This window comes from Streptomyces sp. SID13666 (assembly GCF_010548325.1).
In the GTDB taxonomy this organism is placed as follows: Bacteria; Actinomycetota; Actinomycetes; order Streptomycetales; family Streptomycetaceae; genus Actinacidiphila; species Actinacidiphila fildesensis.
Window position 1 is genome coordinate 24515 of the sequence record NZ_JAAGLX010000024.1, and the last position, 12376, is coordinate 36890.

Here is a 12376-nt window from a genome sequence, read left to right on the forward strand (position 1 = left end):
GTCGGAACGGTTATCGCGACGTACGGGTCAGCGCCGGCCGGGCCTCGAACGCGCCAGGGCGGCACGCAGTCCCTTGTCGTGCGCGGCTTCCTGCTTCGGAGTCTGGTTCGGGTTCGGAGCCTGGTTCGGGTTCGGGTTCGGCTTCGCGTCGTTCACGCCGCCTTTGTCGGCGGCGACCGCGTCGGCCAGCCGTACGAGCCGGGTCTCCGCGTGGTCCAGCCAGCGGGCCTCGGCCTCCGCCTGGAAGATCAGCTGCTCGATGACGAGCAGCCACGCGACGTCGTCACGGTTCTGGTCCTGCTCCAGCGCGACGAGCGCCTGGGCCTTCAGCCGGGTGTAGTCCTGCAGGGCCTGGAGGGTGTGGTGCCGCTGCGCCTGGATGACGGCACGGATGTCTATGTCGGACGAGCCCACGGCCATCGCCAGCTTGATCGCCAGCTCGTTGCGGGGTGGATTCGCCCGGTCCACAGGTGTGGAGAACCAGGTGCGCAGTTCGCTGCGCCCCTCATCGGTGATGGCATACAGCGCGTGGCCGCCGTCGTCCTCCCCCGCCGGCACGACCAGGCCGTCGCGCTCCAGCCGTCCAAGGGTCGTGTAGACCTGGCCGACGTTCAGCGGCCAGGTGGAACCGGTACGGGACTCGAACTCGGTACGCAGCTGGAACCCGTAGCGGGGACCGCGATCGAGGAGGGCCAGGAGGCCATGACGGATCGACATACTGAGTATGTATACCGAGTATGGTCACAGAGAGCAAGGTCGGGCGGAGGAGGGTGAGCCGGGGACGGAGGCGCGAACGGAGGCGTGAACAGGGGTCAGGGGGCCGCGAACCGGGACCGAGGCCGCTGACGGATCAGCTTCTGCGGAGGCGCAGACCCAGGAAGCCGAGGCCCAGTCCGACCAGGGCCATCCCCGCGCCGAGCGGCAGCACGCTCACCGCGCGGCCGACGGGATCCCCGGCATCGTCGCTGACGGTGGGAGCAACGCTCGGACCTGCCGGAGCGGGCGCCTTCGGCAGCGCCGGAACCGGGACGACGACCGCGGCGGACGGCTGCGGCATCGGGAACTCGTACGCCTCGGCGCCATCAGAACCCTCCGGCTGAACCGAATCCGGAGCACCGTATTCCGCTGCGCTCAGGTCCTCGTCGGACGCGGCGTCCTCCGCGCTGTCCTGGGCCGACATCCCGTGCGCCCATCCCTTGTGCCACGAGCCCTTCTTCTTGCCGGCGTGCTTCGTCGGCGAGGGCTTCGCCGTGGCCGGTTTCGTCGTGGCCGGCTTGGGCGTGACGGGCTTCGGTGTACTGGGCTTCGGCGTCGCCGGTCCGGGTGTTGTCGGCTTCGGCGGCGCCGGGGGCTTGCCCGGTCGCGGCGGCTGCTCCGGTGTCACGGGAGGCGCGGGTATCCCGGGGAGGGGCGGCATGGGCGGCACGGGAGGCTTGGGCAGTGCCGGCAGCTTCGGTAGTGCCGGCAGCTTCGGTAGTTCGGGCAGCTTCGGCAGCTCCGGCATCCGGGGCGTTGCGGGCGGCGGCACCGCGAACACGACCCCTGCCGACGCCGTCGCGCGGCCCTGCGCCGCCCACCCGGGCGCCACCGGCAGGAGCAGAAGCGCTCCGGTCAGTACGGCTGCCGCCGCCACTCGCCCACCGGATGCCGAACGCAAGACGCCCGCCCCTCTCAGCCGCCGACTTCATATGTGGGACAAGCCTCACATAAAGCGCCAATTGCGGCATCTCGGGCGGGCGTCGAGGATTCTCACGACGACTACGGGGGCTACGCAGCCACGCGGCCACGCAGCCGGACCGTCAGGACCGTCAGGACCCCAGGACCGTCAGGGACCCCAGGACCGTCAGGCCAGGACGATCTCAGAGCGTCAGGACGACCTTGCCGATGTGCGCGCTGGCTTCCACCACTCGGTGGGCCTCGGCGGCGTCGGTGATCGGGATCGTACGGTCGACGACCGGCCGCACCGTACCGGCCTCCAGCAGCGGCCAGACGTGTTCGCGCACCGCCGCCACAATCGCGGCCTTCTCACCCAGCGGGCGGCCGCGCAGCGAGGTCGCCACGACCGCCACCCGCTTGACCAGCATCGTGGCGAGGTTCAGCTCGCCCTTGACGCCGCCCTGCAGACCGATGATGACGAGCCGGCCGTTGACCGCCAGCGCGTCGACGTTCCGCTCGAGGTACTTCGCGCCCATGATGTCGAGGATCACGTCCGCCCTGACCAGCTCCGTGAAGTCCTGCTCGCGGTAGTTGACCAGGATGTCCGCGCCCAGCTTCCGGCAGGCCTCCAGCTTCTCCGCGCTGCCGGCCGTCACCGCGACCTTGGCGCCGACCGCCTTCGCGAGCTGGATCGCCATGGTGCCGATACCGCTCGAACCGCCGTGGACCAGCAGCGTTTCGCCGGGGCGCAGGTGCCCGACCATGAACACGTTGGACCAGACCGTGCAGACGACCTCGGGCAGTGCGGCGGCGGACACCAGATCGACGCCCTTGGGCACCGGCAGCAGCTGACCGACCGGCACGACGACCTTCTGCGCGTAGCCGCCGCCCGTCACCAGCGCGCACACCTCGTCGCCGACCGCCCAGCCGGACACACCGGGGCCGAGCGCGGAGATCCGGCCGGAACATTCCAGGCCCGGGTAGGGGGACGAGCCGGGCGGCGGATCGTAGAAACCCTGGCGTTGCAGCAGATCGGCACGGTTGACGGCGCTGGCCACGACCTCGACCAGGACCTCACCCGCGGCGGGTTCGGGGTCCGCGACCTCGGCCCAGACGAGCGCCTCGGGTCCGCCGGCTTCGGGGATGGTGATCGCATACATGAGCGCGAGGCTACCCTCCGGACGGCAGATCGGGACCCGCTCGGTGAATGGCGATAAGGCGGTCGGCGAACTGCAGCGTGGCCGCTTCCGGATCGTCGAAGCCCAGCAGCCGGTGGCCGCGCTTGACGGAGACGACCAGATCGGACACGTCCCGCGGCGCCTTGCCCACCTCGGCCTTGGTGACCGGACGCTCGATGAGATCGAGACCGCTGCCGTACGTGATCAGGTCGTCCATCACCTGTCCGACGCTCGGGCTGAGCATCGACAGGCCCAGCAGCCGGCCGGCGGCACTGGAGCTCGTGATCACCGCGTTGGCACCCGACTGGCGCAGCAGCGGCGCGTTCTCCTCCTCGCGCACCGAAGCGACGATGTTCGCCCGCTTGTTGAGCTGCCGCGCGGTCAGGGTGACCAGCACGGCGGTGTCGTCGCGCTGCGCCGCGATCACGATCTCCTTGGCGCGCTCGGCCTCGGCGCGCAGCAGCACGTCATTGCGCGTCGCGTCGCCCACCACCCCGACGAAGCCCTCGGCGGTGGCCGCCTGGATCACCTTGGGGCTGGGGTCGACGATCACGATCTTCTCGACCGGGATCCCGCGGCCGAGCAGCGTCTGCGCGGCGGACCGGCCCTTGGTGCCGTATCCGACGATGACGATGTGGTCGCGCAAGGTGGACCTCCAGCGTTTGAGCCGCCATTGCTCGCGGGTGCGCTCGGTGAGCACTTCGAGGGTGGTGCCGACCAGGATGATCAGGAAGAGGACGCGCAGCGGCGTCACCAGGAAGACATTGCACAGCCGCGCGCTGACGCTGTACGGGACGATGTCGCCGTAGCCGGTCGTCGAGAGCGTGACCGTCGCGTAGTAGAGCGAGTCGAGGAACGAGACGGCGTCGTCGGAGTTGTCGTGGTACCCGCCGCGGTCCAGATAGACGATGAGGACCGTGGCGAGCAGCACGAGCAGCGCCATCGCCAGCCGGCGGGACACCTGGAGCAGCGGGCCGATGGCCTGCCGGGGGAACATCACCTTGTAGGCGAGGCTGCCCGGGCTGTCGTGGTCGGCGGGATGGCTGCCGCGGTGGCCGCTCCCGGCATGGTCATTGGGGTGGTCGTTGCTGTGGTCATTGCTGTGGCGGTCGTTGCTGTGGTGGTCGTCGGCGCCGCTGTCCGCCCGGCCCGCGGCAGCGTCGTGGCGCGGCAGTTTCAACGGACTTCACCTCGTCGCTCTCGTGGTTCTCGTGGTTCTCGGCTCCGGTGGCTCGCATCGGTCGCGTTGCGCTCCCGGCTTCGGAACCGGCATCAGCAACCGGCGGTCCCCCATGCCAGGTCGAGCACGGCCGTCTCCTGACCGGCCGCCGCGCCGCCGGGCGGAATGACCGCCAGCCCGTCGGCGGTGGCCAGGCCGCGCAGCATGGCGGGGCCGTGGAAGTGCAGCGGGACGACGGCCGATTCGTCGTCGAAGACCACCGGCACCAGGCGGGTGTCGGTCGGATGGCCGGGCACAGCCGCGGTGAGCTCCGCGGTGTACGGGGCCGGGACCGGACGGCCCGCGAGCGTGCGCAGCAGGGGAGCGACGAGGGTGATGACGCCGGAGACCGCGGCCAGCGGATTGCCCGGCAGCCCCACGAGGTGTCCGCCCCCGGGGAGTTCGGCCAGCAGCATGGGGTGGCCGGGGCGCACGGCGACCCCGTCGACGAGCAGTTTCGCGCCCAGCGTGTGCAGGACGGGGTGGACGTGGTCGACCGGACCGGCCGCCGTTCCGCCTGTGGTGATCAGCAGGTCGGCGGTGGTCTCGCCGATCGCGCTCATGAGGGCGTCGACCTCGTCGACGACGCGCCGGGTACCGGTCACCTCGGCGCCGAGCGCCTCCAGCCACGGCGCCAGCATCGGGCCGAGGGCGTCCCGGACGAATCCGGCGTGGGGGAGTCCGTGGTCGAGCAGTTCATCGCCGAGGACCAGCACCTCCACCCGGGGGCGGGTGATGACGCGCAGCTCGTCGTACCCGGCGGCCGCCGCGAGACCGAGCACCGCAGGGGTGACGACGACGCCGGGGGAGAGCAGTTCCTCTCCCCCTCGGCACTCCTGGGCGCGCGGGCGTACGTCCTGGCCGGGGGTGGGCGCGCCATGGGTGGCGTGCAGCAGCCCGCCGTCGGTGCGCCGTTCGGTGCGGCCGTGCTCGTGCCGGATGATCGCGGTGGCACCGGGCGGGAGGGCCGCGCCGGTCGCGATCGCGATGGCGTGGCCGTCGAGCAGCGCCACTCCGGGCCGCTGGCCGGCGAGGAGCTGCCGGGTCTCCAGCATCCACGGGCCGGGGCCCGCCACGGCCCAGCCGTCCATTGCCGACGTGTCGAAGGACGGCAGATCCGTCAGCGCGGTGAGCGGGGCGGCGAGCGCGTGACCGAGCGCTCCGGCGAGCGGCCGGCTGACGGCGGGCAGCCGCCGGCCCGCGGCGCGCGCGGCCCTGCGGGCCTCGGGCCAGGCGAGGTCGTGCTGCCGGTGTCGGGACGGGGGCCCGGTTTCGTGTGCCGGTTCAGGTTCGCCTGCGGGTTCGGGTTCGTGTGCCGGTTCGGGTTCGGAGGCTTTCGCGCTGCCGGTGTCGAGCCCCGCGATGGCGAGCGGATCGAGGCTGGGTCCGGGATGGGGGTCCGGGTTGGGGGTGGCGCTTCGGCCCGTCCCCCTGTCGGCGCTGCCGCCCAGGCCGAGGGAGCCAGGCCCGGCCGGTCCACCGGTCGCGTACGCGTTGGCGGTCCGGCCCTCGTTGGCGAGCAGCAGTGCCTCGCCCATCGCGTTGAGGGCGGCCGCCTCCTGGTCCGCGGGCCCTGTCGTCCGGCCGGTCATCCGGCCGGCTTCCCTGCCTCGGAAGGCCCGGGATCGCTGTTCCCGGCGGCCTCGCCGGCCCTGGCGGCCTCCGCGGACCAGCGTTCGGCGAGTTCGGCCGCCTTGCGGGCAGCGTTGCGCACTTCCTCGGGGCCGCCGCCGGACTGGGCGGCGGCGTAGCCGACCAGAAAGGTGGTCAGCGGTGCGGCGGGGCGGGCGACACCATGCGCGGCATCACGGGCGAGATCGAGGAGGACTTCGGTGTCGACCTCGAGCTCGATCCCCAGTTCGGCCTTGGCTGCGGCGATCCATTCATCCAACACAGGCCCATCGTCCCCGATGCGGGGCACATCGCCGCGCAGGCTCACCCCTGTTCCAGTCGCGCCCGTGCGGCGGCGACATCGTCCCAGGTGTCGCAGTCGAAGGAATCCGAGCCCGAGGGGTCCGGCAGCCGGTGCAGCCGCAGCTCCTCGGTGAGCAGGCGCAGCGGCAGCCCGGCGAGCGTGCCGTGCTCGGTGGCGATCAGCGCCAGCCCGCGGCGCAGCGCCTCCGTACGGTAGGCCGCGGCCAGCGGCTGGTCCCGGCCGGACGGATCGGTCAGCACGACGCCGTCCGCGTCCGCCTCCCGTCCCAGCGACTCCCGCAGGGCGTCCGCCGCCGTCCGCGTCAGGAACGGCATGTCGGCGGCGAACACCAGCACCGTGTCGGAACCGGCCCGCGCCAGACCGGCGGCGAGGGCGGGCAGCGGTCCGCCGCCCGGCGGATCCTCCCGGGCCCACAGCACCGGCCGCCGGGTGGGCCTGCGCGGACCGACGACCACCGTGTCGACGGCGCCCTCGCAGGCCTCCAGCACCCGGTCGAGCAGCGGCCGCCCCGCGACCTCCAGCCCCGGCTTGTCCGCCCCGCCCAGGCGCCTGGCGGCGCCGCCCGCCAGCACCACGGCGTCATGTGCACTCATGCCGCGCAGTATGCCGTGAGGCCGGGTCCGGCGGTCGCGCACGGCGCTGACCGGCCCACCGGACCCTGGCGCTGCCGGGGCCCTGGCGCTGCCGGGGCCCTGGCCCGCTCAGACCGCGGCGAGCAGCACGGCCGGCTGCTCCACGCAGTCGGCGACGAACCGCAGGAAGCCGCCCGCCGTACCGCCGTCGCACACCCGGTGGTCGAAGGTGAACGACAGCTGGACGACCTGCCGTACCGCCAGTTCCCCCTGGTGGACCCAGGGTTTGGCGGCTATGCGGCCGACTCCGAGCATCGCGGCCTCGGGATGGTTGATGATCGGCGTCGAACCGTCGACACCGAACACTCCGTAGTTGTTGAGGGTGAACGTGCCGCCGGTGAGATCCGCGGGCGTGAGCCGCCCGGTGCGAGCCGCCTCGGTGAGCCGGCCGATCTCCGCCGACAGGCCTGAGGTGGTGCGTGCCTGAGCGTCCTTGACGACCGGGACCATCAGCCCGCGTTCCGTCTGCGCGGCGAAGCCGATGTGCACGGCGGGCAGCCGCACGATCTCGTTCCGCTCGGTGTCGACGGTGGCGTTGAGCTCCGGGTACCGCGCCAGTGCCGCGGTGCAGATCCGCGCGAGCAGCGCGAGCACGGAGACCTTCGGCCCGCCGCCCGCGTTCATGGCCGCCCTGGCCGCGAGCAGTTCGGTGGCATCGGCGTCGACCCAGCAGGTGGCGTCGGGTATCTCCCGGCGGCTGCGGCTGAGCTTCTCGGCCACCGCTCCCCGGATCCCGCGCAACGGCACCCGCTCCCCCACCACGTCGGCAGCCGGGCCGGCCGTAGCCGCCGGTGCTGTCGCGACCGGTGCCGCTGCCGTGCCGGCACCCGCCGCGGCGACCGCCCGTTCCACGTCCGCGCGCAGGATCAGCCCGTCCGGCCCCGAGCCGGTCAGCGACCGCAGGTCGAGCCGGTTCTCCCGCGCGATCCGCCGCACCAGCGGCGAGATGACCGCCACCGGACCGACTGGCACGGTCTCAACAACAGCTGCCGGTGCCGGTGCCGCTGCCGGTGCCGGTGCCGGAGCCAGGCTCGCAGCCGCGACCGGCCGGACCCGGCGGCGGCGTGCGCCCGGCGCGGTCGTGCCGTAGCCGACCAGGACGTTGCCGGATCCCTCACCTGCGCCGGCGTCACCGGACGCGGGAGCGCCGGAGGCGTCGGAGCTCACCGCGGTTCCGACCGCCACCGTGATCAGGGGACGGCCCACCGCCAGCGATTCGCCCTCCGCGCCGTACCGGGCCGTGACGACGCCGCCGTAGGGGCACGGGACCTCGACCACGGCCTTGGCCGTCTCGACCTCGACGACCGGCTGGTCGATGGCGACGACCTCGCCGACCTGCACCAGCCAGCGGACGATCTCCGCCTCGGTCAGCCCTTCTCCCAGGTCCGGGAGGGTGAACTCCTTCACGACGGCCATCAGCGCGCCTCCCACTGGAGCCGGCCGACCGCGTCCAGGATCCGGTCGACGCTGGGCAGATGGTGCCGCTCCAGCATCGGCGGCGGATACGGGATGTCGAAGCCGGCGACCCGCAGGACCGGTGCTTCGAGGTGGTGGAAGCAGCGCTCGGTGACCCGGGCCGCGATCTCCGCACCGGCGCCGCCGAATCCGGCGGACTCGTGCACGACGACGGCCCGGCCCGTCCTGCGCACCGCTGCGGCGACCGTCTCGTCGTCGAAGGGCACCAGGCTGCGCAGGTCGAGGACTTCGAGGTCCCAGCCCTCCTCCTTCGCGGCTTCCGCGGCTTCGAGGCAGACCGGCAGGGAGGGGCCGTAGGTGATGAGGGTGGCGCTGCGCCCCGGGCGCCGCACGACGGCGCGCCCTATGGGCTCCACCGCGGCCGGCTCGTCGGCGTTCCAGTCGTCCTTGGACCAGTAGAGCCGCTTCGGCTCCAGGAAGACCACCGGGTCGTCCGAGGCGATGGCCGCCCGCAGCAGCCCGTACGCGTCGCCGACCGTCGCCGGGGTGACCACGTGCAGGCCGGGTGTGTGCAGGTAGTACGCCTCCGAGGAGTCGCTGTGGTGCTCCACACCGCCGATGCCGCCGCCGTAGGGCACCCGGATCGTGATCGGCAGCGGCAGCGCGCCGCGCGTGCGGTTGCGCATCTTGGCCACGTGGCTGATCAGCTGCTCGAAGGAGGGGTAGGCGAAGGCGTCGAACTGCATCTCGACGACCGGCCGCAGCCCGTACATCGCCATGCCGACCGCCGCGCCGAGGATTCCGGCCTCGGCGAGCGGGGTGTCCGTACAGCGGGTCTCGCCGAACTCCTTGGTGAGGCCGTCCGTGATCCGGAAGACGCCGCCGAGAGCGCCGACGTCCTCACCGAGTACATGGACGGCCGGATCCTCGGCCATGGCGTCCCGCAGTGCCCGGTTGAGCGCCTGCGCCATGGTGGCGGGCTTGCGCGCGGTGGTGGGGGCGGGGGCGGTCGCGGTGCTCATGAACCGGCTCCGGCGTGCTCGGTGTGGTCGGTCTGCCCGCCGTCGTGTTCGGCATCGAGCTCGGCGCGCAGCATGGCCGCCTGCTCACGCAGTTGGGGGGTCTGTTCGGCGTAGACGTGGGCGAAGAGGTCCATCGGGTCCAGCAGCGGTTCGGCGTTCATCCGCTCGCGCAGGTCCGCGGCCATCTTCTCGGCGGCCTCCTCCGCGGCGTGCCGCGTCGTGTCGTCGAGCAGCCCGCGCCCGTTCAGCTCCCGCTCCAGCAGGGTGATCGGGTCGTGTTCGCGCCAGGCCTCGACCTCGGCGTCCTCCCGGTAGCGGGTGGCGTCGTCGGCGTTGGTGTGCGCCTCCATGCGGTACGTGACCGCCTCGACGAGGGTCGGTCCGCCGCCCGAGCGGGCCCGCTCGACGGCTTCGGTGAGCACCTGGTGCACGGCGGGCGCGTCGTTCCCGTCCACGAGCCGGCCGGGCATGCCGTAGCCGACCGCCTTGTGGGCGAGCGAGGGGGCGGCGCTCTGCTTGTCGAGCGGTACGGAGATGGCGAAGCCGTTGTTCTGCACGAGGAAGACCACCGGCGCGTTCCAGACAGCCGCGAAGTTCAGCGCCTCGTGGAAATCGCCCTCGCTGGTGCCGCCGTCGCCGACCATGGCGAGCGCGACCACGTCGTCGCCCTGGAGGCGGGCGGCGTGCGCGAGGCCGACCGCGTGCGGCAGCTGGGTGGCCAGCGGGGTGCTGAGCGGTGCCACATGGTGTTCGCGCGGGTCGTAGCCCGTGTGCCAGTCGCCGCGCAGCAGGGTGAGCGCCTCGACCGGGTCCACACCGCGGGCGATCACGGCGAGCGTGTCGCGGTAGCTCGGGAAGAGCCAGTCCTGGGGGCGCAGCGCCATGGCGGCGGCGACCTCACAGGCCTCCTGACCGGTGCTGGAGGGGTAGACCGCCAGCCGGCCCTGCCGGGTCAGCGCGGTGGCCTGCCGGTTGTACCGGCGGCCGCGCACGAGCTGGCCGTAGAGCTCGGTGAGCAGCGCCGGGTCGATCTTGGCGGCGTCGGGGGTGCCCAGCAGCCGGAACGGTTCCGTCTCGGGCAGCAGCGGCGTGGCGTCGATGGGGGGGCGCTGGGGTCCCCCATGCCTGTGGCCAGGGGCGGGTTTCTGGTCCATGACGGTCATCGCGAGCACCTCCTCGTAGGTTGGAGGACGGATCACGTCCTCCCAACCGATTGTTCGGTTGTTGGAGGCATTTTGGCCACAGGTACGTTCAGCCTGTGGACAAACGGTTCTGCACAGCCTGGAATGGAGCCAGTCCGTCCATGGTAGGGAGGTCCGGGGGCATGCCGCGAGAACAGATGGCCGAGCCCGATCCGCAGAACCGTCCCCTCGATCCCATCGACCGGACGATTCTGCGACTGCTGCAGGAGGACGGACGTGCCTCGATCCGCTCTGTGGCCGAGCGCGTGCACGTTTCGCGGGCGAACGCCTACGCCCGGATCAACCGCCTCATCGAGGACGGCGTCATCCGCGGGTTCACCGCCCGGGTGGACCATGAACGCGCCGGGCAGGGCGCGTCGGCGTACATCACCCTCAAGATCGTTCAGAACTCCTGGCGGACGGTCCGGGAAACACTTCTCACTCTTCCGGGTGTAGCCCACATTGCCCTGGTAAGCGGAGATTTCGATGTGTTGATGCTGGTGCACACGGCGGACAACCGCAGCCTCCGCGAGCTCGTGCTGACCCGCATCCAGGCCATACCGGAGGTCCTCGGCAGCCGGACCCTCCTGGTCTTCGAGGAGACGGACCTCGTGGTCGACGACTGAGCCGGCCGGGGATCTCCCCGGCCGGCTCGTCCGTCGGCGCACTGCACACAGCCACTGCGCGTGGCCGCCGTGCGTCTCTCAGCCGCCGTACTTCTTCAGGAAAGCGGTGACCTTCGCCCAGTTCTCGGCGTCGTCGAGCATCGAGACGCCGTGGTGGATCCCGGTCACGATGTACAGCGAGTTCTCCTTGGCCTTCACCGAGGCCTTGCTGAGCGCCTTGGTGGAATCCGCGAACGCGGTGTCCCCGTCCGCCGCCATGTAGAAGACCGGCGCGGTCAGCCCCGGGACGGCGGCCGCCGCGTCCATCTGCCCGTACTGCTCGGGCGCGGAGAGCGAGACGACGGCGTCCGCCGGCGGCTGGACCTTCGCGGCGGCGGTCAGCACCGAGGTGCCGCCCTTGGAGGCGCCCATGAGCACCAGTTTCGTCGCCCCCTTGCCGCGCAGCAGCTGGGCACCCGCGACGACCTCGGGCACCTCGTCACCGTTGGAGTCGATCGCCAGCACCCGATAGCCGCTCTTGACCAGTTCGAGCGCCTTGGGGACCCACTGGCAGACGTTTCCGTCCGACTGGTGCGCGAGCACGATCCCGGCGGTGCCCGTGCCCGCCAGATAGCCGTCCACCGCGTTGCCGCCGGTGTCCTTGAAGGTGATCGAGCCGGCCTTGGCCTGGGCCTCGGTCAGACAGTCGAACGTCTTCACCGTGGCCGCCGGGGACGGCTCCGCCGTCGCCTTGCCACCGCTGCCGCCGTCGTCGCCACAGGCCGTCAGGAACAGGGGAAGCGCGGTGGCCAGAGCCGTGGCGGCGATCGCGCGGAAGGTCCGGGTGCGTCCAGCTGAATACATGGCTGGATGGTGTCGGCGGCCCCGTTCGGAGGTCAATGGTCTGGACCTCACGGTTCGGCTACGTGCGCAGCCCCTCGAAGGCCAGGCGTACCGCGGCGTCCGCGACGTGTTCCCCGTCGATCGCACCCTTGGCGTCCGGCCGGTACCACTCCACGATGGAGTTGATCATGCCGAAGAGCAGTCGCGTCGCCAGCCGGATGTCCATGTCGGAGCGGAGATCACCCTCGCTCGCGGCGGCCTTCAGCAGGTCGGACACCCGCTGGTCGAACTCCCGGCGCCGCTCCATCGCCCAGCGTTCGGTGCTGGTGTTCCCGCGCACCCGCAGCAGCAGGGTGACGTAGGGCAGCTCCTCCATGAGCACCTCGGCGGTGCGCCGGGTGACGTACTCCAGCCGCTCGATCGCCCGCCCCTGGCGTGCCCGCGGCTCCTCCAGAATGCCGAACAGGCCGTCCAGGGCCCGCCCGACGGCGCGGTGGAGCAGTTCCTCCTTGCCGCGCACATGGTGGTAGATCGAGGACTTGGAGATTCCGGCGGCGCGGGAGAGGTCCTCCATGGAGGTGCCGTCGTAGCCGCGCTCGTTGAACACCTCGACGGCGACGGCAAGCAGCGTGTCGGGGGTGTACGTGTCCCGTTTGACGCGGGGACTGGGGGGCTCGGCCATGGTCAC

Annotated in this window: 11 protein-coding genes and 1 pseudogene; 1 reads left to right on the forward strand and 11 read right to left on the reverse strand. The window is 72.1% G+C overall.

What is annotated here, in order from left to right:
• Window positions 1-27 precede the first annotated feature (27 nt).
• The 9 genes and pseudogenes from G3I60_RS26620 to pdhA all read right to left on the reverse strand — a co-directional run bounded on the left by G3I60_RS26620 (window position 28) and on the right by pdhA (window position 10222).
• Window positions 28-717 carry a PadR family transcriptional regulator gene (locus G3I60_RS26620; protein WP_164295644.1) on the reverse strand — a complete coding sequence of 230 codons (690 nt, stop codon included), beginning with the start codon at window positions 715-717 and terminating at the stop codon, window positions 28-30.
• A gap of 133 nt (window positions 718-850) precedes the next feature.
• On the reverse strand, window positions 851-1633 hold the full coding sequence (locus tag G3I60_RS26625) for a hypothetical protein (protein WP_164295645.1): 783 nt from the start codon (window positions 1631-1633) through the stop codon (window positions 851-853).
• Between the two features lie 226 nt (window positions 1634-1859).
• Window positions 1860-2816, reverse strand: coding sequence for an NAD(P)H-quinone oxidoreductase (locus G3I60_RS26630; RefSeq protein WP_138351231.1), 957 nt, complete (start codon window positions 2814-2816; stop codon window positions 1860-1862).
• Window positions 2817-2826: 10 nt separating this feature from the next.
• Entirely contained in the window at window positions 2827-3831 is a 1005-nt protein-coding gene (locus G3I60_RS26635) for a TrkA family potassium uptake protein (protein WP_138351344.1), read from the reverse strand.
• A 275-nt stretch (window positions 3832-4106) separates the two neighbouring features.
• Window positions 4107-5645 (reverse strand): molybdopterin molybdotransferase MoeA, encoded by a 1539-nt coding sequence (locus tag G3I60_RS26640; protein WP_239070282.1) that lies wholly within the window; start codon window positions 5643-5645, stop codon window positions 4107-4109.
• Window positions 5642-6582 (reverse strand): annotated as a pseudogene (locus tag G3I60_RS26645) (NTP transferase domain-containing protein). The gene G3I60_RS26640 and the pseudogene G3I60_RS26645 overlap by 4 nt, the downstream one beginning before the upstream one ends.
• 108 nt (window positions 6583-6690) lie before the next feature.
• Window positions 6691-8037 (reverse strand): dihydrolipoamide acetyltransferase family protein, encoded by a 1347-nt coding sequence (locus G3I60_RS26650; protein WP_164295646.1) that lies wholly within the window; start codon window positions 8035-8037, stop codon window positions 6691-6693.
• Window positions 8037-9059, reverse strand: a complete 1023-nt coding sequence (locus G3I60_RS26655; RefSeq protein WP_138351229.1) for an alpha-ketoacid dehydrogenase subunit beta — start codon at window positions 9057-9059, stop codon at window positions 8037-8039. Before G3I60_RS26655 ends, G3I60_RS26650 begins: the two co-directional genes overlap by 1 nt.
• Window positions 9056-10222 (reverse strand): pyruvate dehydrogenase (acetyl-transferring) E1 component subunit alpha, encoded by a 1167-nt coding sequence (pdhA, locus tag G3I60_RS26660; RefSeq protein ID WP_164295682.1) that lies wholly within the window; start codon window positions 10220-10222, stop codon window positions 9056-9058. Before pdhA ends, G3I60_RS26655 begins: the two co-directional genes overlap by 4 nt.
• A gap of 161 nt (window positions 10223-10383) precedes the next feature.
• On the opposite strand from pdhA, the gene G3I60_RS26665 reads away from it, so the two are divergent.
• Window positions 10384-10866, forward strand: coding sequence for an Lrp/AsnC family transcriptional regulator (locus G3I60_RS26665; RefSeq protein ID WP_138351227.1), 483 nt, complete (start codon window positions 10384-10386; stop codon window positions 10864-10866).
• A gap of 78 nt (window positions 10867-10944) precedes the next feature.
• Here the strand turns inward: G3I60_RS26665 and G3I60_RS26670 are convergent, their stop codons facing one another.
• The gene (locus tag G3I60_RS26670; protein ID WP_164295647.1) at window positions 10945-11709 is read right to left on the reverse strand and encodes a S9 family peptidase; all 765 of its coding nucleotides are present in this window, start codon (window positions 11707-11709) and stop codon (window positions 10945-10947) included.
• A gap of 58 nt (window positions 11710-11767) precedes the next feature.
• Window positions 11768-12370 (reverse strand): TetR/AcrR family transcriptional regulator, encoded by a 603-nt coding sequence (locus G3I60_RS26675; RefSeq protein WP_138351225.1) that lies wholly within the window; start codon window positions 12368-12370, stop codon window positions 11768-11770.
• Window positions 12371-12376 lie beyond the last annotated feature (6 nt).